The organism is Streptomyces populi (assembly GCF_002911015.1).
Lineage (GTDB): Bacteria > Actinomycetota > Actinomycetes > Streptomycetales > Streptomycetaceae > Streptomyces > Streptomyces populi.
Genome location: NZ_KZ626893.1, coordinates 23,853 through 45,777, shown reverse-complemented (window position 1 = coordinate 45,777; position 21,925 = coordinate 23,853). Strand labels below are relative to the sequence as shown.

The following is a 21,925-nucleotide window of genomic DNA, read 5'->3' as shown; positions in this document are numbered from 1 at the left end:
GCGACCGCGGCGCCCGGCGCCCGCGGGCTCACGTCCGCCGGGGCGAGGCCAGGACGTACCGGACGCCCGTGCGCGGCTGCGTGTGTTCGCCGGCCTGCCAGCCCGCCTCCTCCAGGGTGGCCGCACAGGCCCGCAGCGCCGCGGGGTCCGGCTCGTGCACGGCCACGGCCTCCGGCTGCGGTGTCGCCCGTACCCGGTACCCGCCGCCCTCGGCCCTGGCGGGCCGGTGCCCCGCCGCCTCCAGCGCGAGCGCGGCCGCCTGCACCAGATGCGTCCGCTCCCAGGCGCACGGAAGACCGGTCGCGCCGTCCGGACGGGTCATCCGGCGCAGTTCCAGGAGCCCTTGCCAGGCACTGCGCACCTCCCTGCGCCGCGCGGGTCCCTCCTCGGCCGCCTCCTCGCCGCCGATCCGCGCCGCGAACACCCCGGCCGCCGCCGGAGCCGATGCCCTCGCGTCCCCGGCCGGCCCGGGGGCCCCGGCCGGCCCGGGGGTCCCGGGATCCTCGCGCAGCCGGTGCCCGGCCGGTGTCAGGAAGTGGTCGCGCGGGGGGCGCGGATGGCGGAAGGCGAGTCCCCGCTTCACCAGGGCGGCGAGCTGCGCCTCCGTACCCCTCAGCCGCCCGGTCACGGGGTCGGCCGCGTCGACGATGCGCCGCTGCGCGGCGGTCGGCGGTCGTGTCACGGAGCGCTCCCTCCACCACCCGGTGATGCCACGGCGCTCCGGCCCGGCCGCGGCTCAGTGTTCCTCCGGCCCCTCTTCCGCCGGGGAGAGGGAGTCATGGGAACAGTACGCGTCGGGTCTGACATTCCAGCCGGCCACCACGTGTCGGCGGTGCTCCGTGCTCAGCCGGCTCATCGTCCCGGTGCCGAGCTGGAAGAGGGCGCCGGACCGGGCGGTCAGACCGAGCCGCCGCGCGGTCAGCACCCGCAGGAAGTGGCCGTGCGAGACGACCACCACGCTGCCCTCCGACTCGGCGAGCGCCGCGTCGATCCTGGCCAGCACCCGCTCGGCGCGCACCCCGACCTCGTCCGGGCTCTCACCCGGGTGCTCGGGCGGCCCGGGGGCGACACCGTCGGTGAACAGGAACCAGTCGGGCCGCTCCCGGTGGATCTCCAGGGTCGTGACCCCCTCGTACCCGCCGTAGTCCCACTCGCGCAGGTCCGCGTCGACGCGGGCGTGGCCGATCCCGGCCAGTTCGGCCGTCTCGCGCGCCCGGCGCATCGGGCTGACGAACGCCGCCGCGATGTGGTGCCGGGCGATCAGCGGACGCAGCCGCCGCGCCTGTTCGCGGCCGTTGTCGGTCAGCGGGACGTCGGTCGACCCCGTGTGCCGCCCCGACATCGACCATTCGGTCTCACCGTGCCGTACGAGGAGCAGGTCACCCATCGCCGCGCCCCTTCCGTCCCCGTGTCCGCCGCCGTCCCTCGTACGGTGACACCGGGTGGGCGCGGCCGCAGCACCGGATCCTCCGGACGGCCCACCCGGCGCCTCAGACCTTCTCCTGCCGGTACCCGCTCAGGAACCGTCCGATCCGGCTGATCGCCGCGTCCAGGTCGTCGGCGTGCGGGAGGGTGAGGATGCGGAAGTGGTCGGGGTGCGGCCAGTTGAAGCCGGTGCCCTGGACGACCTGGATCTTCTCGCGCAGCAGCAGGTCGAGGACGAACTTCTCGTCGTCGTGGATCGGATACACCGCGGGGTCGATGCGCGGGAACGCGTACAGCGCGCCCTTGGGCTTGACGCACGAGACGCCGGGGATCTCGTTGAGCTTCTCCCAGGCCCGGTCGCGCTGTTCCCGGAGCCGGCCGCCGGGCGCGGTCAGCTCGTGGATCGACTGGCGGCCGCCGAGCGCGGCCTGGATGGCGTACTGGGCCGGGGCGTTGGCGCACAGCCGCATCGAGGCCAGCATCGTCAGCCCCTCCAGGTAGTCGCGCGCGTGCTGCCTGGGGCCCGTGACGACCAGCCAGCCGGAACGGAAGCCGGCCACGCGGTACGTCTTGGACAGCCCGCAGAAGGTGAGGACCACCAGGTCGGGGGCGAGGGCGGCGGCCGAGTGGTGCACGGCGTCGTCGTAGAGGATCTGGTCGTAGACCTCGTCGGCGAGGACCATCAGGCCGTGGCGGCGGGCGAGATCGAGGATGCCCTCGACGATCTCCTTCGGATAGACCGCGCCCGTCGGGTTGTTGGGGTTGATGATGACGACGGCCCGGGTCCGGTCGGTGATCTTCGCCGCCATGTCCTCCAGGTCCGGGTACCAGTCGGACCGCTCGTCGCAGAGGTAGTGCACCGCCTTGCCGCCGGCGAGGGTGGTGACCGCCGTCCAGAGCGGGTAGTCCGGTGCGGGGACGAGGACTTCGTCGCCGTCCTCGACCAGCGCCTGTACGGCCATGGAGATCAGCTCCGAGACGCCGTTGCCGAGGAAGACGTCGTCCACGCCGACGTCCAGGCCCCGGTCCTGGTAGCGCTGGGCCACGGCTCGGCGGGCGGACAGGATGCCGCGCGAGTCGGTGTAGCCGTGCGCCCGGGGCAGCATCCGGATCATGTCCTGGAGGATCTCCTCCGGCGCCTCGAACCCGAAGAGGGCGGGGTTGCCGGTGTTCAGGCGCAGCACGCTGTGGCCCGCCGCCTCCAGTGCGTCGGCGTGCTCGATCACCGGGCCGCGGATCTCGTAACAGACCTCGTTGAGCTTGCTCGACTGCCGGAACTCCATGCGCTGCGCCCCTCCGGTTGTGGTGTTGCTTGGTTTTACCAAGCAGGAGCTTGGAAAGTCCAACAAGATAGCTAGACTGCGTCACATGTCACCGCGCCGAAGCTACGACCAGTACTGTTCCGCCGCCCGCGCCCTCGACGCCGTCGGAGACCGGTGGACCCTCCTGATCGTCCGCGAACTGCTCGGCGGACCGCGCCGCTACACCGACCTGCACGCCGATCTGCCGGGTGTCAGCACCGACGTCCTCGCCTCCCGGCTCAAGGACATGGAGCGCGACGGGCTGACCGCCCGCCGGCGCCTTCCGCCTCCGGGCGCGGCCTACGTGTACGAACTCACCGGCCGCGGAAGGGATCTGCTGCCCGTCCTGCAGGCGCTCGGGGAGTGGGGCGCTCCCGCGCTGGGCGAGCGGCGGCCCACCGACGCGGTGCGGGCCCACTGGTTCGCGCTGCCGCTGCTGCGCGGTCTCGACACCGCCGGGGTGGGGGAGGGACTGGTCGAAGTCCGCCTGGACGAGGGCCTGTTCCATGTGTGGCTGGGCGCCGGGGAAGGACCGCTCTACGGGGACGGGCCCGCCCCGCGGGAGCCGGACGCCCGTCTGGCCCCGGACGCGCGGACGTGCGAGGCCCTGAACCAGGGCGCGTTGACGCTGCTCGACGCGCTGCGCGGGCGGAGCGTGGACGTGACGGGCGAGGGGCCGCTCGCCGAAGCGCTCCGCGAGGCGTGACGCCCCCGGGGCGGGCGCCCGATCGCGGGGCGCACGGGTGTCCTTCCGGCCCCGACCGCCGCACGGGGCCGCCGTGCCCCGCACCACGAGCGAGAGGCCCGCGCCGCCCCCCGACGGGGAGCGGCGCGGGCCTCGGTCCACGGCCTTCGGGTCAGGCGCCCGGCGGAATCCGCGAGGGACGTCCGCGGCCCCGCGTCAGCGAGTAGCCCCAGATGCCGGCGAGCGCCGCGAGGACGCCGCCGAGCGCGGTCCACACCCAGCGGTCGGACCACCAGGCGGAGGTGTCGGGCCGCAGCGAGGACAGCGTCGCCGTCTTCGAGTCGGACGCGTCGTCGGAACCGTCCTCCTCGGAGTCCGCGGACGTCACGGCGATGCCCGGGACCAACGGCTTGGCGAGCGAGCCGTCGACCGCCGCCGAACCGCCGATGTCCTTCGAGTCCACCTGGAGCTGCGCGCTCATCGGCAGACCCAGATCGGCCGTCCCCAGACCGGTGGCGGTCAGCCGGACGTAATAGGTGCCCGGCAGCGGGTCGTTGGCCCAGGTCTCCGACCAGGCGCGAACGGTGCGCAGGGTGCAGGACAGCTCCACGGAGGACGCGTCCGCGCCCGCCGTCCGGGTCTGCGCCCCGTACTGGCAGGCCTGACGGCGCCGCAGCCCGTCGTACACGTCGATCTGCCAGGTCTCGGAGGCGGCGCGCTTGGACGCCTCGGGCAGCTTCACCGTCGCCTTCACGGTGGGCTGCTGTCCCGCGTCCGCGGGGAACTGCCAGTACAGGTAGTCACCCGTGGAGGCGCCGGCGGTGGCCTGCGTGCCCTGCTCGACCTCGGTCGCCGTGCGGAACGACGTACCGGCCTCGGTGGGCGCGGAGTCGTCACCCGAGGGGCTCGCGGACGGCGAGGAGTCGGCGAGGGCCGGGAAGGCGGCCGCGCCGAGCAGCGCGGGCGCCGCGGCGACCCCCGCGAGGAGGGCCGTGGTGCTCAGTACACGTCGGATACGCATCAGTTGGTCCTCCAGACCGAGAACCGCCAGCGGGAGATCCAGCCCCACAGCAGACCCGCGAGGAAGCCGGTCAGCACCAGGGCGCCGAGCAGCCACCAGCCGCGGCCGAGGCCGAAGGAGGCCACGTCGCTCGCCTGGTCCGGCCCGTCGACGACGTCGACCGTCAGTTCCAGGGGCATTCCGGGCGTGGTCTTCACGCCGGGCGCGGCCGAGAAGGAGTTGGACACCTGGAGGCACACGACCTCGGCGGGCGCGTCCTCGTCGTCGCTCTCGGGCTTCGGGTAGCGCAGACCGGTCGAGACGAGGTCGGTGCGGCCGGTACCGGCCGACTCGCCGCGCACGATCTCCCGGCCGTGCACGGTGACGGCACGCAGCAGCACCCCGTAGTCGGGGTGGACCTGACGGTCGGCCGCGATGCTCACCGAGGCGCGCAGCTCCTTGCCGGGCGCGACCTCCACGCGGTACCAGCGGTGCTGGGAGAACTCCTCGCGGTCGGTGTAGAAGCCCGACTTGACGACGGGCGCGTCGGTGCACGAGTCGGCGCCCTTCACGGCCACCGGCTTGACCACCGGATCGGCGGCGCGGTCCACCAACTGGTTGACGCGGTCGCTGAGCTGCTCCTTGTGCTCCACCGAGGTGTACGAGCCACCGGTGGCCTCGGCGATGCAGCTGAGCTGCCTGCTCACCTTGAGGTTGGGGACCAGGCCCAGGGTGTCGATGGTCAGGTCGATGCCCTTGGCCGCGATCTCGCGGGCCACCTGGCACGGGTCGAGCGGCTGGCAGGTGTCCTCGCCGTCGCTGATCAGCACGATGCGACGGGTGCCCTCACCGCCCTTGAGGTCGTCGGCCGCCTTGAGCAGCGCGGGGCCTATCGGGGTCCAGCCGGTCGGGCTGAGGGTCGCGACCGCGGTCTTGGCCTCGGTGCGGTCCAGCGTCCCCACCGGGTACAGCTGGGCCGTGTCCTTGCAGCCCGTCTTGCGGTCGTCCCCCGAATAGTTGGCGCCGAGGGTGCGGATGCCGAGCTGCACCTCCTGCGGCGTCGCGTCGAGCACTTCGTTGAACGCCTGCTTCGCCGCGGACATCCGCGACTCGCCGTCGATGTCCCGGGCCCGCATCGAACCGCTGACGTCCAGCAGCAGTTCGACCTTGGGCGCGGTCGCCGAGATTTCGTCGGCGACCGCCCCGGCCGGGAAGGCGATCCCGGCGGCCAGGAAGGCGAGCAGGGCGCAGACGCCCGCCGCCAGCCGTTGTCTTGTGATCATCGGCGGATCCTATTGATCAAAGGTGCCGATCGTAAAAACGAGAGGTGTCCCGCGTCATGACGAGCCGGGTCCCGCGAGCGGCCGGGGCAGCCGTGTCCACAGGTCACCGGGGGTTCCGGGGGAGAGCCGCATCAGGGTCAGCGCCTTGGCGGGGACCGGCTCGCCGAGGAGCGCGGGGAGGTCCGGCGTGCGCGGGAGATCCGCCGCGACGCTCGCGAGGGCCTCGCGGAGCGCGGCCGCCGAGCCCGCCGTCGCGCCCAGCGCGCCGCCGACGAGGGAGCCGAAGAGCTTGCGGCGCAGGGCCCTCTCGTCGTCGGTCACGATGCGCCCGGACAACTCCGGGACCGGGACGCCGTGGAGGGCCAGCCGGGCCGGACTCACCCGGATGTCGGCCAGGTCGCGGTAGACGAGCCGGACGGGGGAGCCCGCGCGGTCGAGGATCACGAGCAGGTTCTGGCCGTGCGCCTCCAGGGCCACCCCGAGCTCCAGCAGCCGCAGCCCCACGGTGAGGACGAGCCGGGTGAACTCCGCCAGCCAGGAAGCCTTCCCGGGCAGCCCGGTCAGCGGAAGCGCGGCCACCGGGACGCACCGCTCGCCCTCGCCCGCGTACCCGTCCGGGGACTCCCGCACCACCGCCGCGAGATCGGGGGAACCGGCGGTGGCCGCGCCGAGGGTGCGGGTGATGTGCAGCGGCGCGCCCAGACGGGCCGTCGTCTCCTCCATGAACGCCGAGACCGTGTCCGCAGTCCGCACGGAGTACTCCGAGATGTCCCGCACCGACGAGGTCAGCCGGGCGCTCAGCGCCGTCTTCACATGGGTCCCGTCCGGCACCGCCAGGGTGCGCAGGGACATCAACGGGCGGGCGGCGAAGCCCTCCTGGACCGACGCGTCCAGCACGTGGGCGGCCTGCCAGGGATGCACCGGGACCAGCACCCGCTCCCCGTCCCGCAGCCACTTCGGCCACCGGCCCGTGACGAGGACGTCGTCCACCGCCACCAGGCCCAGCCGCACCGACGTCCGGTGCTCCGGCCCGTACGCGAGCTGCTCGGCCACCGAGAACCCGGGCCGCGCACGGCAGTTGGGGTGGTACGGATGCCCGTCGACGACCCGCTGCTCCCACGCCCAGCTCGCCCCGGACGCCCCGGGAAGGTCCTCGGACGTCCGGTTCGCCCGAGACAGCGCCAAGGAGGCCACGCTGTTCCCGAGTTCGGCCGAGAAGGCACCACCGTTCGGCACGCCGAGAGCACCGACGACCGCCTCCGGACGGTCGTACGCCCGCTCGCCGAGCCGCACTTCGGTGACGTAGGCGGAGGTGGCGTACGGGTCCGGAAGCGGTCCGCGCAGCCGCCGGCCGTCCGCGAGGCGGAGCGTCAGCCCCTCACGGTCCGCCTCGCGCCGGGCGATCCAGGGCAGCGGCTCGTACGCCAGCGCGCGCCACAGCCGGGTCAGCACGGCGGCCCGGGCACCGGGCAGGGCCAGCGCGTACGGCGCCGACAGCCCGGGGCGTACGACGCTCAGCTCCTCGGCGAACGCGGCCTCGGTGTCGGGCGTGGAGGGACGGGGCACAGGCGGGCTCCTTGTGTACGGGGACTGCGTCGTGACCGTCCGCCGCGGCGGACATACTGATCACCAGTGCACCGTACGAATCGAATGGACCGGATGGATCGCGTGGACTTCAAGCCGACCGTGTTCTCCCAGCTCACGGCGGGCGACACGGACGAGGCCGCCGACGCGTACGCCGCCGCGCCGTTGCTCAATTGTCTCCTTCGCGAACTGGCGGAGCCCACGGGACGGCTGGACGTCCACCGGCTGCGCGCGAGCGGCCGGGAGCTGCGCGTCCGGGGGAGCCGGCGCCCCTTCGCGCCCGAGGTGCACACCGACGGGGCCTGGCACCGGCTCGCGCACCGGGAGCTGGTCGAACTCGCCGCGGACGAACTGCGCCTGGCCACCGGAGTGGACAACACCCGCCTGCCCGCGGAGATGACCGACAGCCGGGAGGTGGTCGCGGCCCTCCTGCGCGCCCGCGCCGCCGCGCCGCCCCCCGAGGACCCGTACCTGCGCTCCGAACAGTCCCTGATCATGGGGCACCCGTACCACCCGGCACCCAAGACACGCGGCGGCGGCCCGGCTGCCGGCTGGCTGCCGTACGCCCCCGAGGCCCACACCCGCTTCCCGCTGGAACTGCTCGCCGTGCGCGAGGACACGGTCGTCGAGGAGGGCGACACCCGGGCGCTCGACACCCTGGGCCGGGCCCCCGACGGTTACCGGCTGCTGCCCGCGCACCCCTGGCAGCTGGCCCTGACCGGGGACAGCCCGGCGATCCGGGACGCCTTCGCGGACGGCAGGCTCCTGCGCCTCGGACCCACCGCCCGCCCGCTGTGGCCGACCGCCGCCGTGCGTACGCTCCACGCCCCCGAGGACGACCTGTTCCTCAAGTTCAGCCTGGACGTCCGCATCACCAACGACATTCGCCGGCTGTGGCGGCACGACCTGCTGAAGGCGCGGGCCACCGACGCGGCCGCCGCCGCCGCGTTCGCCGCGCAGGACGGGCCCGCCGCCTGGCTGAGCGACCGCGGCTGGCGCACCGCGGGCTTCGCCTTCGAGGAGCTCGCCGTCCTGGTCCGCGACGGACTGCGCGGCCACCTCGTCCCCGGCGCCACCCCGCTGCTCGCCGCCGCCCTGGTGGAGGGCTTCGAGGGCAGTCCGCTCGACCGGCTCACCGACCCCTCTTTCTGGTGGGCCGCCTACCTCCGCCGGACGGTGCCCCCGGTGCTGGAGGCGTTCGCCCGCCACGGAGTCGTCGTCGAGGCCCATCTGCAGAACACGCTGGTGGCCGTGGACGCGGACGGCACGCCCGTCCAGGCCCTGTTCCGGGACGCGGAGGGCGTGAAACTGCTGCCGTCGGTGACCCGCGCGGCCGGCTGGGAGCGGCTCGTCTACTGCCTGGTCGTCAACCACCTCTCCGAGCTGGCCGCCCTCCTCGCCGAACGGTTCCCCGGCACGGACCCCTGGCCCGCCGTACGACAGGAGCTCCACCGCTGCGGCGAGGACCTCGGCCTCCCCGAGACCGCCGCGCTGCTCTCCTCGCCCACCCTCCCGGGCAAGACCAACCTGCTGCTCCGCTGGACGGACGCGGACGGGGCCGACGCCCGCTACGTACCCCTGCCGAACCCGTTGGCCGGTACATGACGCCGGTGAGCCGGAGGACGGGTTGTCCTACAGTGTGACCTGTGCTCCGCGACGTGACCGCTGTTCGATACGTGACCCCGCTGACGGCGGGCGGCTCCGTCCCCGGAGTCGTCGAGGCCGACGACCTGGGGACCTACGTCGTGAAGTTCACGGGGTCCGCCCAGGGCCACAAGGCGCTGGTCGCCGAGATCATCGTCGGCGAGCTGGCCCGGGCCCTCGGACTGCGCTTCCCCGAGCTGGTCCTCGTCCACTTCGACCCGGCCGTCGGCGGGCACGAACCCCACCAGGAGGTCCAGGACCTGCTCAGGGCCAGTGCCGGGCTCAACCTCGGCATGGACTACCTGCCGGGCGCGAAGGACTTCACCCCCGAGGTCGCGCGGACGTTCCCCGTCGACCCGCTGGAGGCGGGCAAGGTGGTCTGGCTGGACGCCCTCACCGTCAACGTGGACCGCACGGTGCACAGCTCGAACCTGATGGTCTGGCCCACCCTCGGCGTCGCGCCGCCGCGCCTGTGGCTGATCGACCACGGCGCCGCCCTCGTCTTCCACCACCGCTGGGACGCCTCGGCGCCGGAGAAGGCCTACGACTTCAGGAACCACGCGCTCGGCGGCCACGGCCCGGACACCCGCGCGGCCGACGCCGAACTCGCCCCCAGGGTCACCGGGGAACTGCTGCGCTCGGTCCTGGCGCAGGTGCCCGACGCCTGGCTGGCGGAGGAGCCCGGCTTCACGGGCCCGGACGCGGTCCGCGAGGCGTACGCCGCCTACCTCCTCGCCCGGGTCCGCGCCTCCGCGGCCTGGCTCCCCACGGACTTCCCGAGCCGTGAACAGCTCGCGGCCGAGGACGCCGACCGCGCGGAGCGGACCCAGCGCGGCCGCCCGGACTGGCTCAAACGCGTCCCGGACCTGCACGGCAAACCGGCGGCGGAACAGGATTGGTCGGTGCATCTGGGATGACGGACGTCCACCGGGTCCAGATCGAGTACTGCACCCAGTGCCGCTGGCTGCCCCGCGCGGCCTGGCTCGCCCAGGAACTGCTCACCACCTTCGAGGCGGAGCTCGACGAGCTGTCCCTGAAGCCCGGCACCGGCGGCGTCTTCGTCGTCCGGGTCGACGACGAGGTGGTCTGGGACCGCCGTGAGCAGGGCTTCCCCGAGCCGACCGCGGTCAAGCGCCTGGTACGCGACCGGGTGGCCCCGGAGAAATCCCTGGGCCACTCGGACCGTACGGCGGACTGAGCCGGGTCAGCCCCTCAGCTGCTCGTAGGCGGGCAGGGTCAGGAAGTCCACGTAGTGCTCGTCCAGCGCGACCTTCAGGAGCAGGTCGTGCGCCTGCTGCCAGCGGCCGGCCGCGAAGGCCTCCTCGCCGATCCCGGCGCGGATGTCCGCGAGTTCCCGCGCGGCGATCTCACGGGTCAGCTCCGGGGTGGCCGCCACCGTCCGGCCGTCGTGCTCGAAGACGACGCCCGCGTTGATCCACTGCCAGATCTGCGAGCGCGAGATCTCGGCGGTGGCGGCGTCCTCCATGAGGTTGAAGATGGCGACCGCGCCCAGCCCGCGCAGCCATGCCTCGATGTAACGGATGCCGACCTGAACGGCGTTGACCAGGCCGTCGTACGTCGGCCGCGCGTCGAGGGAGTCGACGGCGATGAGGTCGCCGGCCGCGACCGACACGTCCTCGCGCAGCCGGTCCTTCTGGTTCGGCCGGTCGCCGAGGACGGCGTCGAAGGAGGCCGTCGCGATCGGGACGAGGTCGGGGTGGGCCACCCACGAGCCGTCGAAACCGTCGGCCGCCTCACGGTCCTTGTCGGCCTTGACCTTCTCGAAGGCGACCCGGTTGACCTCCTCGTCGCGTCGCGAGGGGATGAACGCGGCCATGCCGCCGATCGCGTGAGCGCCCCTCTTGTGGCAGGTGCGGACGAGGAGTTCGGTGTAAGCGCGCATGAACGGGGCCGTCATCGTGACCGCGTTGCGGTCCGGCAGGACGAACTTGGCTCCCCCGTCACGGAAGTTCTTGACGATGGAGAAGAGGTAGTCCCAGCGGCCCGCGTTCAACCCGGAGGCGTGGTCGCGGAGTTCGTAGAGGATCTCGTCCATCTCGTACGCGGCCGTGATCGTCTCGATCAGCACGGTCGCGCGGACCGTGCCCTGCGGGATCCCGACGTGGTCCTGCGCGAAGACGAACACGTCGTTCCACAGCCGGGCTTCGAGGTGGGACTCGGTCTTGGGCAGGTAGAAGTACGGGCCCTTGCCGAGGTCGAGCAGCCTTTGGGCGTTGTGGAAGAAGTAGAGGCCGAAGTCGACCAGCGCGCCGGGCACGGGCGTGCCGTCGGGGGCGACGAGATGACGCTCGTCCAGGTGCCAGCCGCGCGGCCGCATCACGACGGTCGCGAGCTCGGCGTCCGGCCGGAGGGCGTACGACTTGCCGGAGCCCGGGTCGGTGAAGTCGATGTTCCGGGTGTACGCGTCGATCAGGTTCAGCTGGCCGAGGACGACGTTCTCCCAGGTGGGCGCCGAGGCGTCCTCGAAGTCCGCGAGCCAGACCCGGGCACCGGAGTTGAGGGCGTTGACCGTCATCTTGCGGTCGGTGGGGCCGGTGATCTCGACCCGGCGGTCCTCGAGCGCGGCCGGAGCGGGGGCCACCCTCCAGGAGTCGTCCTCCCGGATCGCGGCGGTCTCCGGGAGGAAGCCGAGCGTGGAGGTGCGGGCGATCTCGGCGCGCCGCTCCGCGCGCCGGGCGAGGAGCTCGTCACGCCGGGGAGTGAACCGCCGGTGCAGCTCGGCCACGAAGGCGAGGGCCGCTTCGGTGAGGACCTCCTCCTGCCGGGGCAGGGGCTCGGCGTCGACGACGGTCGGCGAGGACGGCGCTGGTGCGGACATGAGCTGTCACTTCCTTCGGCGAGCTGCGTGCGGGCGAGCGGTCACGGGCGGGTCGCGTACGGGTCGGTCCCGCGGGCGCGCCCCGTGCCGGTCGAACGAGCGAACCACGGACGGCGTCACCGCGCCCGGCACCCGGTGCCGTGGCGTCGCGGGGACGGTGCCCGGCCCCTTCGGCGCGTTCCGGTCCGACGAGACGCCTCTGATCAGTGGATATTAATTTCCTCATGGTGGAAGTTCAATGGTTTGTTGACGTCGAGATCCTCCGGGCCGACGGGAAGTGACGCTCGGTGCCACCCCCGTCCGTTCTCATTCGAGGTGGACCAGGTCGGCCTCCGTGTCGATGTCGTACGCCCGCGCCACGTCCCCGCACTCGACGAGGACGACCGCGTCCGCGTGGGCCCTCAGATAGGCGCGCGCTCCCCGGTCGCCGGTGGCGGCCGCCGCGATCCCGGCCCAGTGCCCCGCTCCGAAGAGCACCGGATGGCCGCGCTCACCGTCGTACGCCGCCGCGGCGAGCGTCAGCGGGGAGGCGTACGCGGCGAGCACCCGGGCCACCGCCTCCCGGCCTATCCCCGGCTGGTCCACCAGGGACACCAGCGCGGCCCGGGCCCCCGAGTCCGCCAGCGAGCCGAGCCCGGCCCGCAGCGAGGAGCCCATGCCCTCCTCCCAGCGGGGGTTGTCCACGAGGACGCACCCGGACAAGGACGCCTGCTCCCGCACGGCGCCGGCCTCCGCGCCGAGGACGACGTGGACACGGGCGCAGCCGCCGGCGCGCAGCGCCTCCACCGCGTGCTCGACGAGGGGCCGCCCCCGGTGGGGCAGCAGCGCCTTGGGGCGGCCCCCGAGGCGCCGTCCGCCTCCGGCCGCCAGCACCAGCCCCACCACCTCGCCCTTGTTCTCCGTCATGCCCCCTGCATACCCGACCGGGCCGGAGCGCGCCCCGGAACCCGGGCCGTCACCCCGGTGTCCCGGGGCTGAATTTCGGTCCGCGCGGTGGCGCTCGGCGCGTCAGGTGGCGTTTACTGGCCCGCGTCCCCCGGCGCCCGACCACCGCCAGGGGGAGTTGGGGCCGACATGGGCGGGACCGGCGCACAGCGGCGCGCGAGGGGGAGAGCTGTGTTGCGGAGCTTGGGACGGACACCGGTGACCGGCAGCGACGAGGATCCGAGGGTGGCGGAACTGCGTACCGCCGTCGCCCGGCTGCGCCGTGAACTCGCCGTGCACCCGGCCGAGTTCCCCGACCGGGGCATCGCCGAGGACGAGCTCGCGTCCCTCGCCGCGATGGCCGCCGGGGGTCTCCCGGAGGTTCCCCGGCTGCGCCGCTCGCTCCTCCTGGTCGCGGGCGCGATCGGCTCGGTGAGCGCTCTCGCGACCCGCCTCGCGGACGTCCGCAGCGCGGTCGAACTCTTCGGGGAGCCCCCGCACCGGGGCAGGCGGTGACCAGGGACGGGACCCGTGCCGCCCGCGGGGCGGAGGTCCTCCGGCCGGACGGGGGCCGGCCGGTCCGGGAACGGGGCCCGGGTCAGCCGACGCCCGGACCCGAGCTGGCCAGGACCTCCGACAGCTCGGCCGCGACCTGCTGGAGCACCGGCACGATCTTCTCCGTGGCGGCCTCGGTGACCCGGCCGGCCGGACCGGAGATCGAGATCGCGGCGGCGGTCGGGGAGTCGGGCACGAGGACGGCCAGGCAGCGGACGCCGATCTCCTGCTCGTTGTCGTCGACCGCGTAACCGGTCCGGCGCACCTCGTCGAGGGCGGCGAGGAAACCGTCCGGCGTGGTGATCGTCTTCTCCGTCGCGGCGGGCATCCCCGTGCGGGCGAGCAGGGCGCGCACCTCGTCGTCCGGGGTGTGGGCCAGCAGCGCCTTGCCGACGCCCGTGGAGTGCGGCAGCACCCGGCGGCCCACCTCGGTGAACATGCGCATCGAGTGCTTGGACGGCACCTGGGCGACGTAGACGACCTCGTCCCCGTCGAGCAGGGCCATGTTCGCGGTCTCGCCGGTCTCCTCCACCAGGCGCGCCAGACAGGGGCGGGCCCAGGCGCCGAGCAGCCGGGAGGCGGACTCGCCGAGGCGGATCAGACGGGGGCCGAGCGCGTACCGGCGGTTGGCCTGCTGGCGTACGTATCCGCAGGCCACGAGGGTGCGCATCAGCCGGTGAATGGTGGGCAGCGGCAGCCCGCTGCTCGCGGAGAGCTCGCTCAGACCGACCTCGCCCCCGGCGTCGGCCATGCGCTCCAGCAGGTCGAAGGCGCGCTCGAGGGACTGGACGCCGCCACTGGAAGCGGACGATCGGGCGTCGGTGGTGCTGGCGCTGGACGGCGGCACGGCGGCGGTCCTTTCGGGGCGCGGGATCGAGCGGGGTGACCCGAAGAGTCTCGAAGGGGAGGCGGGTGGCGGGCGGGCAGAGACGCAGCCTACCCGGCGGCCGATCGGCCGCCGGGTGGTGCGAAGCCGCATTCTGTCCCTCGGAGGCGGTGTTCCGCACTTCGGAAGAATCCGCGGTCGAGCGCATCGAGGGCGTCGAGCGCGTCGAGGGCGGAAGCGGTCCGGGCCGGGGGAGGGTGGAGAAACGGACCCTTGACGGCGCGAAGGGCCGGAGTGAAGACTTCTTCAACAGAAAGTTGAATTCCGTTACGCGGAAACGACCGGCGGCAACGGGATCATCGACGGCGGCGGAGAGAGGGGTCCGGGTGTCCGATGCCGAACTGGTGCTGCGCTCGACGCGTGTCATCACTCCCGAAGGAACACGCGCCGCCTCGGTCGCGGTCGCCGCGGGGAAGATCACGGCCGTGCTGCCGTACGACGCCGAGGTGCCGCCCGGTGCCCGGTCCGAGGACTTCGGCGACGACGTCCTGCTGCCCGGCCTCGTCGACACCCACGTCCACGTGAACGACCCGGGCCGCGCCGAGTGGGAGGGCTTCCGGACCGCGACCCGCGCCGCGGCCGCCGGTGGCATCACCACCCTGATCGACATGCCGCTCAACTCCCTCCCGCCGACGACGACGGTCGCGGGCCTCCGTGCCAAGCAGGACGCCGCCCGCTCCGAGGCGCACGTCGACGTCGGCTTCTGGGGCGGCGCGCTGCCCGGCAACGTCGAGGACCTGCGACCCCTGCACGACGCCGGCGTCTTCGGGTTCAAGGCGTTCCTGTCGCCGTCCGGGGTCGACGAGTTCCCCGAACTGGACCAGGAGCAGCTCGCCCGGTCCCTCACCGAGATCGCCGGCTTCGGCGGCCTGCTGATCGTGCACGCCGAGGACCCCCACCACCTGGCCGCCGCCCCGCAGAAGGGCGGCCGGAAGTACGCCGACTTCCTCGCCTCGCGCCCCCGCGGCGCCGAGGACACCGCCATCGGGAACCTCGTCGCGCAGGCCGGGCGCCTCGGCGCACGGGTGCACGTGCTGCACCTGTCGTCGAGCGACGCGCTCCCGCTGATCGCCGCCGCCAGGGCGGACGGCGTCCGGCTCACCGTGGAGACCTGCCCGCACTACCTCACCCTGACCGCCGAGGAGGTCCCGGACGGCGCCAGCGAGTTCAAGTGCTGCCCGCCCATCCGCGAGGCCGCCAACCAGGACCTGTTGTGGCAGGCGCTGGCCGACGGCACCATCGACTGTGTGGTCACCGACCACTCGCCGTCGACCGCCGACCTCAAGACGGACGACTTCGCGACCGCGTGGGGGGGCATCTCCGGCCTCCAGCTGAGCCTGTCCGCCGTCTGGACCGAGGCCCGCGGACGCGGCCACGGCCTGGAGGACGTGGTCCGCTGGATGTCCTCCCGCACGGCCGGACTGGTCGGCCTCGGCGACCGCAAGGGCGCCGTCGAGGCGGGCCGCGACGCCGACTTCGCGGTGCTCGCCCCCGACGAGACCTTCACCGTCGACCCCGCCGCGCTCCAGCACCGCAACCGGGTGACGGCCTACGCGGGCAGGACGCTCAGCGGCGTCGTGAAGTCGACGTGGCTGCGCGGCGAACGCATCTTCGCCGAGGGCCGGTTCACCGAACCCACCGGACGACTCCTCACCCGCCGGCCGTAGTCCGTGACCCCGGCCGCCGATTCACGTCGGCGGTCCGCGCTCCGGCCGCCGCACCGTACCTCGCCCGCCGCACTTCGCCCCCTGGCCCGACCCGTATCCGTTCTTCTTCACGTCCGTCCGCATCCGTGACCGCGACGGCCGACCCCCGAAAGGAAGACCGATCATCGTGACGGCGCAGCACCCGACCGCTCCGGCCGCCTTCACCGGAGACGCGAGCCCCTACGGAGGCGGCGACCCGTACGCGGACTACCGCACCGCCGACTTCCCCTTCACCCGGTACGCCGACCTGGCGGACCGGCGGCTCGGCGCCGGGGTCGTCGCCGCCAACGACGAGTTCTTCGCCCAGCGGGAGAACCTCCTCCTGGCCGGGCCCGCCGAGTTCGACCCCGAGCGCTTCGGTCACAAGGGCAAGATCATGGACGGCTGGGAGACCCGGCGGCGCCGCGGTGTCTCGGCCGAGCACCCGTGGCCGGCCGCCGAGGACCACGACTGGGCCCTGGTGCGCCTCGGTGCCCCCGGTGTGATCCGCGGGATCGTCGTCGACACGGCCCACTTCCGCGGCAACTACCCGCAGGCGGTGTCGGTCGAGGGCGCCTCGGTGCCCGGTTCGCCCTCGCCCGAGGAACTCCTCGCGGACGAGGTGAGGTGGACGGTCCTGGTGCCGCGCACGCCGGTCGGTGGTCACGCGGCCAACGGATTCGCCGTCTCCGTGGAGCGGCGCTTCACGCACCTGCGCGTCAACCAGCACCCCGACGGGGGCATCGCGCGACTGCGTGTGCACGGCGAGGTCGTGCCCGACCCGCACTGGCTGTCCGTCCTCGGCACCTTCGACGTGGTCGCCCTGGAGAACGGCGGACAGGTCGAGGACGCCTCCGACCTCTTCTACTCACCCGCCACCAACACCATCCAGCCGGGCCGCTCGCGCAAGATGGACGACGGCTGGGAGACCCGCAGGCGGCGCGACGACGGCAACGACTGGATCCGCTACCGGCTCGCGGCCCGGTCCGAGATCCGCGCCGTCGAGATCGACACGGCGTACCTGAAGGGCAACAGCGCCGGATGGGCCTCGGTGTCGGTGCGGGACGGCGACGGAGGCGGCGCGGGGGAGCGGGACGAGGGCGGCGCGGGGGAGTGGACGGAGATCCTGCCCCGCACCCGCCTCCAGCCCGACACCAACCACCGCTTCACCCTTCCCGCCCCCGCGGTCGGCACGCACGCCCGCGTGGACATCTTCCCGGACGGGGGCATCTCCCGCCTGCGCCTCTTCGGCTCCCTGACGGAGGAAGGGGTGTCACGGCTGACGGCACGGCACCGGGAACTGGACGGCTGAGCCGCCCGGCGGCCCGGAGGCGTGTCCGCTCCGGGCCGCCGGGCGGGCTGTCCGCGCCGGCGCGCGCCGGACCGGAGCCGTGTCCCGTCCCGGAACACCGGGTGCGCGGCCGGTCCGCGCCGGGGCCGCACCGGTCCGCACCGGTCCGCACCGGTCCCCGTCCGGTCCGTGCCGCGACGGTTCCGGGCCCGGTGTGTTCCCGGTGGGGCCGCACGGGGACGGTCCGGTGCGGCCCCGGTGCGGCCCCGGTGCGTCACGCGGCGTGTCCCCCGTCCACCGCGAACTCGGCCCCCGTCACGTACCCCGCCTCGCTCCCCGCCAGATACGCGACCATCGAGGCGACCTCGTCGGCGGCGCCGAAGCGGCCCACGGCGGTCATCGCGCTCTGGGGCGGGGCGTACGGGCCGTCCGCGGGATTCATGTCCGTGTCGACGGGACCGGGGTGGACGATGTTGGCGGTGATCCCGCGGTCGCCCAGTTCCCGCGCCAGCGCCCTGGTCAGGCCGATCAGCGCGGACTTGCTCATCGCGTAGAGCGTTCCCCCGGGACCGGGGACCCGCTGTGTCATGCAACTGCCGATCGTGACGATCCGCCCGCCGTCCCCGAGGTGCGGCACGGCCGACCGGGAGACCAGGAAGACCCCCCGGACATTCACGTCGAGCACATGGTCCACGTCCGCCGGGGACAGGGACTCCAGCGGCCCCAGGACACCGACCCCCGCATTGTTGACGAGTACGTCGAGCCGCCCGAACTCCGCGACGACCCGGTCGGCCACCGCGCCGGCCTCCGCCGCGTCGGAGGAGTCCGCGCGCAGGGCGAGCCCCCTGCGCCCGAGCGCCTCGATGCCCCGCACCACGTCCTCCGCGGCCTCCTTGCCGCTCACATAGGTGACGGCCACGTCCGCGCCCTCGCGGGCCAGACGCAACGCCGTCGCGGCCCCGATACCCCGGCTGCCACCGGTCACGAGGGCCACCTTGCCGTTCATGGTTCCTTGAGAAGTCATGCACCCATCCCAGCGGCCGCGCGCACCCGACGCTGGCGGCAAACGGACACGCAATTCGCCGGGAGCCGAGGAGCAGCGCCGCGGCGGCCCCTCGGGGCCGACCGGCGGAATGCGGTGACCTGCTGCGACGCGGCTCGCCGCGCACGGGCGTCCGTGAGGAGTTCCGGGCTCACACGGCGTATCGCGGAGTGGCGTCGTCGTGTTCGCGAGCCACATGCCTCATTGTTCGGGCATGATCAAGATTCTCGGCCGAGCCCTCTGCACCGCCGCCGTCGCCGGCATCGCCGTCCTCGTGGCCACCGCCCCTTCCTCCGCCGCCTCCGCGCCCACGGGCGCCCTCGGGAACAAGCCCGGGGGGACCGTCCTCGCGAGCCGGGGCCCGGACGACGGGACCGGAGTCACCACCATGTCCGGCAACCCCCCGCAGAACGCCCTGAACAGCTCGCTGTCCGACGTCGTCGGCGTCCAGGAGATCCAGTACCTCGGCCAGGCGGCCACCCGGGCCAACCAGAACCTCAAGGTCTGAGACCCGCTCCTGGAAACGCGAGACGTGCTTTCCAGGACGTGAAACGTCTGCTCCTGCCACGCGGGTACGGACGGAGTCCCCGAGCCCCGTGCGGGATGGACGCCTCGACCGACCACGTACGGGTGCCGGCCGCCGTCGCCGCCGACGGGGCCACCCGTGTCCGGGACGGCCGCGGGAGCCGTGTCTGCGTGGCACTCCTGCCGGAGGTCTCCGGCCTGTCGGTCTCGGCCGGCGGACTCGACGAAGGGACGGACGTCCCGCTCTTCGCCGGCGACGGCGAAGGAGACCGCTTCGGCGAACGCCGTGACGAAGGCCGTCCTCACGCCGGGGGACCGTGCTCGCCGCCCAGGTCCTGCTCGCGCTGTGCCTCGTCAGCGCCCAGCAGCCCCTCGTGCACGGAACACGCCCTTCGGCGTGACCGGGCCGCCCTCGCCCGTGGTCGCCGCGGTGGCGCCCGGAGCGGGGCCGGCCCCGACCTCCTGTCCGCGCGGCGCGGTCAACCGCGCCACGGGGTGACGCCCCAGCGCATCGTGTGGTGCCCACCGGGCTCCAGGGCGACGACCGAGACCCCGTCGGCGAACGCGTTCGGCGGGCACGACATCGGCTCGACGGCGAGGGCCCGGCGCCTCTCCGGTTCCGGAAGCGTGTCACCGGTGTAGAGCTGGAGGTACTCCGTGCCCTCTCCCAGCCAGACGTCCACACCGTGTTCGCCGGAGGGGTGGGCCAGCCGGACCACCGCCCGTCCGCGCGCGTCCCGCACGAGCGAACCGAACGGGGTGTCCAGCCGCGCGGCGCCGATGACCCGCGGCTCGCGGAAGTCGTACGGGGTCCCGGTGACGGGCTCCTCCGCGACCGGGAGCCCGTTCTCGTCGGTGCGCAGCCACGTCCGCGCCGGCACGGTGAGCGACGCGTCGTCCACGGTGCCGGTGCCGACGGTGAAGTAGGGGTGCTGGCCGACGCCGTACGGCGCGGTCTCCTCGCCCTCGTTCCACGTGGTCAGGGCCACCTCGAGGCCCGTGTCGTCCACCACGTACCGGCCGCGGACCCGGAGGTGGAACGGATAACCGGGCTGCGGCCACAGACCGGTCTCGAGCACGGCACGGCCGGTGTCGGACTCGACGACCCGCCAGGGGGTCCAGCGGAGCAGCCCGTGAATGGCGTTCCCGTGCTCGGGCTCGGTCAGCGGCAGTTGCAGGTCCTCCCCGCGCCACCGGTAGCGTCCCGCGCCGACCCGGTTCGGCCACGGCACGAGGATCTGGCCGCGCCCGCCGGTGACGGGGTCGTCCGGGCCGAACCCCTGGAGCACCTCACGGCCTCCGAAGGAGTACGAGCGCAGGGCTGCTCCGAGTTCCACCACGACGGCGGTGTGGTCGCCGTGCCGCAGGGTCAGTTGGCGTCCGGTCTGGCTCATGTGCACGCGTCGAGGGTGCGAGCCGTTCCGCGCCGGCGCAAGCGGGACACGGCCGAACCGCGAGGTCGTCACCCCGCGACACCTCATCGGGCCGGTGAACGCCGGTGAGGCTTCGTCCGTCCCGGTGACGCGGCCGGGGAAAGACACCGGTCCGGCGCGCCGGGTCCGCCCGCCGCCCGCGCGAGGTGCTTGGGTCTGAATCCCGCGCCGCGACGGGTCGTCCGTCCGTCCCGAGCGCGTCCGACCGACAGTGTCCACCGGAGGCCGTCGTGCGCATGGACGCGATCCCCTCCGGTCCGCCCGGAGGAAGACGCATGGTCGCAGGAACGGCCGACGGGTCCCGGGGAACGCACCCGGAGCACGGCGTCGACGCGGTCGCCGCCCCTCCGTCCGGTCCGCCCGACCACGCCGTGGCCGCGACCCCGTCCACCGGTGGCCGGACGGCACTCCTCCCCGGCCCCGGCCCGGCCGCGGGAGCCGAACGATGATGGAGGACCACGTCACGCCCCGCCGGGTGGTGATCATCGGCGGCGGTTTCGCCGGACTGTTCGCCGCCCGTGCCCTGCGGCACGCGCCGGCCGCGGTGACGGTCGTCGACCGCCGGCCCCACCACCTGTTCCAGCCGCTGCTCTACCAGTGCGCGTCCGGGATCCTGTCGGAAGGCCAGATCGCGCAGCCGCTGCGCACGGTCCTGCGCCGCCACCACAACGTGAACTGCCTGCTCGCCGAGGCCACGGACGTGGACCCCGGCGCGAAGACGGTGCGGGCGCGGCGGCCCGACGGCGGGCTCCTGGAGCTGCCCTACGACGACCTGATCGTCGCCGTCGGCATGCGCCAGTCCTACTTCGGGCACGACGAGTTCGCCGCGCACGCACCCGGGATGAAGACCCTGGACGACGCCCTCGGCATCCGCCGCCGCATCTACCAGGCCTTCGAGATGGCCGAGACGGCCACCGACCCCAGGGAACGCCGACGGTGGCTCACCTTCGCGCTCGTCGGGGGCGGTCCGACCGGCGTGGAACTCGCCGGACAGATCAGGGAGATCGCGGGCCACACGCTCGACCGGGAATTCCGGGCCGTCGACTCCGCCGAGGCACGGGTGCTGCTCTTCGAAGGGTCCGAGGCCGTACTGGGCGCGTTCGGTCCCCGCCTCGCCGAACGCGCGGCCCGGACCCTGCGCGACCTCGGCGTGGAGATCCACCTCGGCACGACCGTGACCGGCGTCGACGCGAACGGACTGACCGTGAAGGACGGGAACGGCGCGAGCACGCACTTCCCGGCGCACACGGTGCTGTGGACGGCGGGTGTCGAAGCCCCGCCCGTCGCCGCGGCACTGGCGCGGGCCACCGGAGCGGAGCAGGACCGGGCCGGGCGCATCGCGGTCGAACCCGACCTGACCCTCCCCGGGCACCCGGACATCCGCGTGACCGGGGACGTGATGGGCCTCGACCGGCTCCCCGGCCTCGCCGAGGTCGCCATGCAGACGGGCGCCTACGCCGGCCGCGCCGTGCGGCACTCCATCGAGGGCAGGAAGAAGCGGCCGAAGCCCTTCAAGTACGTGGACCTGGGCAGTGCCGCCTACATCTGCCGCGGGAGGGCCGTCGTCAAGGCCGGTCCGGTGCACCTGTCCGGCCGGACCGGCTGGCTGGCCTGGCTCCTGATCCACCTCGTCTTCCTCACCGGATTCCGCAGCAGGTTCGGCGCGCTGCTGAGCTGGGCCGTCGTGTTCGCCTCCGGCTCGCGGCGCGAACGCGCCTTCACCATGCCCGACCGGGAGCCGTCCCCGGATCCCCCCGCCGGAAGGAAGCCGCCGGCCACCTCTTCCTGACGCCCCGGCCGGTCCGCGCCGGCCGTACCTTCGC

Annotated in this window: 21 protein-coding genes; 10 read left to right on the top strand and 11 right to left on the bottom strand. The window is 73.8% G+C overall.

Annotation, left to right across the window (positions count from 1 at the left end):
- Positions 1-28: 28 nt before the first annotated feature.
- The 3 genes from CW362_RS25320 to CW362_RS25310 form a co-directional block, all read right to left on the bottom strand.
- Positions 29-682 carry a hypothetical protein gene (locus tag CW362_RS25320; protein ID WP_103551832.1) on the bottom strand — a complete coding sequence of 218 codons (654 nt, stop codon included), beginning with the start codon at positions 680-682 and terminating at the stop codon, positions 29-31.
- 54 nt (positions 683-736) lie between these two features.
- Positions 737-1,387 (bottom strand): histidine phosphatase family protein, encoded by a 651-nt coding sequence (locus tag CW362_RS25315; protein WP_103551831.1) that lies wholly within the window; start codon positions 1,385-1,387, stop codon positions 737-739.
- 103 nt (positions 1,388-1,490) lie between these two features.
- On the bottom strand, positions 1,491-2,708 hold the full coding sequence (locus CW362_RS25310) for a pyridoxal phosphate-dependent aminotransferase (protein ID WP_103551830.1): 1,218 nt from the start codon (positions 2,706-2,708) through the stop codon (positions 1,491-1,493).
- Between the two features lie 85 nt (positions 2,709-2,793).
- Between CW362_RS25310 and CW362_RS25305 the strand changes: the two genes are divergently transcribed.
- Positions 2,794-3,432, top strand: coding sequence for a winged helix-turn-helix transcriptional regulator (locus tag CW362_RS25305; RefSeq protein WP_103551829.1), 639 nt, complete (start codon positions 2,794-2,796; stop codon positions 3,430-3,432).
- 151 nt (positions 3,433-3,583) lie between these two features.
- Here CW362_RS25305 and CW362_RS25300 read toward each other — a convergent pair whose 3' ends face one another.
- From CW362_RS25300 to CW362_RS25290, 3 genes are read right to left on the bottom strand one after another with little or no spacing between them, the layout of a single operon-like run.
- On the bottom strand, positions 3,584-4,432 hold the full coding sequence (locus tag CW362_RS25300) for a hypothetical protein (RefSeq protein ID WP_103551828.1): 849 nt from the start codon (positions 4,430-4,432) through the stop codon (positions 3,584-3,586).
- Positions 4,432-5,694, bottom strand: coding sequence for a VWA domain-containing protein (locus tag CW362_RS25295; protein WP_103551827.1), 1,263 nt, complete (start codon positions 5,692-5,694; stop codon positions 4,432-4,434). Before CW362_RS25295 ends, CW362_RS25300 begins: the two co-directional genes overlap by 1 nt.
- A 54-nt stretch (positions 5,695-5,748) precedes the next feature.
- The gene (locus CW362_RS25290) at positions 5,749-7,260 is read right to left on the bottom strand and encodes an IucA/IucC family protein (RefSeq protein ID WP_103551826.1); all 1,512 of its coding nucleotides are present in this window, start codon (positions 7,258-7,260) and stop codon (positions 5,749-5,751) included.
- A 93-nt stretch (positions 7,261-7,353) separates the two neighbouring features.
- Between CW362_RS25290 and CW362_RS25285 the strand changes: the two genes are divergently transcribed.
- The 3 genes from CW362_RS25285 to CW362_RS25275 are packed head-to-tail and all read left to right on the top strand — an operon-like array spanning position 7,354 to position 10,120.
- Positions 7,354-8,883 carry an IucA/IucC family protein gene (locus CW362_RS25285; RefSeq protein ID WP_103551850.1) on the top strand — a complete coding sequence of 510 codons (1,530 nt, stop codon included), beginning with the start codon at positions 7,354-7,356 and terminating at the stop codon, positions 8,881-8,883.
- Between the two features lie 41 nt (positions 8,884-8,924).
- Positions 8,925-9,839 (top strand): HipA family kinase, encoded by a 915-nt coding sequence (locus tag CW362_RS25280; RefSeq protein ID WP_103551825.1) that lies wholly within the window; start codon positions 8,925-8,927, stop codon positions 9,837-9,839.
- A complete protein-coding gene (locus CW362_RS25275) occupies positions 9,836-10,120 on the top strand; it encodes an Rdx family protein (protein WP_103551824.1) in 285 nt (94 codons plus the stop codon). The genes CW362_RS25280 and CW362_RS25275 overlap by 4 nt, the downstream gene beginning before the upstream one ends.
- Before the next feature lie 6 nt (positions 10,121-10,126).
- Here the strand turns inward: CW362_RS25275 and aceB are convergent, their stop codons facing one another.
- Complete coding sequence (gene aceB, locus CW362_RS25270; protein ID WP_103551823.1) at positions 10,127-11,761, bottom strand: malate synthase A; 1,635 nt, start codon at positions 11,759-11,761, stop codon at positions 10,127-10,129.
- Between the two features lie 306 nt (positions 11,762-12,067).
- Positions 12,068-12,667 (bottom strand): nucleotidyltransferase family protein, encoded by a 600-nt coding sequence (locus CW362_RS25265; RefSeq protein WP_103551822.1) that lies wholly within the window; start codon positions 12,665-12,667, stop codon positions 12,068-12,070.
- Positions 12,668-12,904: 237 nt separating this feature from the next.
- On the opposite strand from CW362_RS25265, the gene CW362_RS25260 reads away from it, so the two are divergent.
- Positions 12,905-13,201, top strand: coding sequence for a DUF5955 family protein (locus CW362_RS25260; protein WP_240658035.1), 297 nt, complete (start codon positions 12,905-12,907; stop codon positions 13,199-13,201).
- An 82-nt stretch (positions 13,202-13,283) separates the two neighbouring features.
- Here the strand turns inward: CW362_RS25260 and CW362_RS25255 are convergent, their stop codons facing one another.
- On the bottom strand, positions 13,284-14,087 hold the full coding sequence (locus CW362_RS25255) for an IclR family transcriptional regulator (RefSeq protein ID WP_103551820.1): 804 nt from the start codon (positions 14,085-14,087) through the stop codon (positions 13,284-13,286).
- A gap of 365 nt (positions 14,088-14,452) precedes the next feature.
- Between CW362_RS25255 and allB the strand changes: the two genes are divergently transcribed.
- Together allB and alc are read left to right on the top strand one after the other, a co-directional pair.
- Positions 14,453-15,793, top strand: a complete 1,341-nt coding sequence (allB, locus tag CW362_RS25250; RefSeq protein WP_103551819.1) for an allantoinase AllB — start codon at positions 14,453-14,455, stop codon at positions 15,791-15,793.
- 166 nt (positions 15,794-15,959) lie between these two features.
- Positions 15,960-17,123: an allantoicase gene (gene alc, locus CW362_RS25245; RefSeq protein ID WP_103551818.1), complete on the top strand. Its 1,164-nt coding sequence runs from the start codon at positions 15,960-15,962 to the stop codon at positions 17,121-17,123.
- A gap of 253 nt (positions 17,124-17,376) precedes the next feature.
- Here alc and CW362_RS25240 read toward each other — a convergent pair whose 3' ends face one another.
- Positions 17,377-18,126, bottom strand: a complete 750-nt coding sequence (locus CW362_RS25240) for a 3-oxoacyl-ACP reductase family protein (protein ID WP_103551817.1) — start codon at positions 18,124-18,126, stop codon at positions 17,377-17,379.
- Positions 18,127-18,358: 232 nt separating this feature from the next.
- Between CW362_RS25240 and CW362_RS25235 the strand changes: the two genes are divergently transcribed.
- On the top strand, positions 18,359-18,652 hold the full coding sequence (locus tag CW362_RS25235; protein WP_103551816.1) for a hypothetical protein: 294 nt from the start codon (positions 18,359-18,361) through the stop codon (positions 18,650-18,652).
- Positions 18,653-19,148: 496 nt separating this feature from the next.
- Here CW362_RS25235 and CW362_RS25230 read toward each other — a convergent pair whose 3' ends face one another.
- On the bottom strand, positions 19,149-20,063 hold the full coding sequence (locus tag CW362_RS25230) for an aldose 1-epimerase family protein (RefSeq protein ID WP_103551815.1): 915 nt from the start codon (positions 20,061-20,063) through the stop codon (positions 19,149-19,151).
- 314 nt (positions 20,064-20,377) lie between these two features.
- Here CW362_RS25230 and CW362_RS43470 point away from each other — a divergent pair, with 314 nt between their 5' ends.
- Both CW362_RS43470 and CW362_RS25225 read left to right on the top strand, forming a co-directional pair.
- Entirely contained in the window at positions 20,378-20,551 is a 174-nt protein-coding gene (locus tag CW362_RS43470; protein ID WP_162684221.1) for a hypothetical protein, read from the top strand.
- Positions 20,548-21,891 carry an NAD(P)/FAD-dependent oxidoreductase gene (locus CW362_RS25225; protein WP_240658031.1) on the top strand — a complete coding sequence of 448 codons (1,344 nt, stop codon included), beginning with the start codon at positions 20,548-20,550 and terminating at the stop codon, positions 21,889-21,891. The genes CW362_RS43470 and CW362_RS25225 overlap by 4 nt, the downstream gene beginning before the upstream one ends.
- Positions 21,892-21,925: the final 34 nt, after the last annotated feature.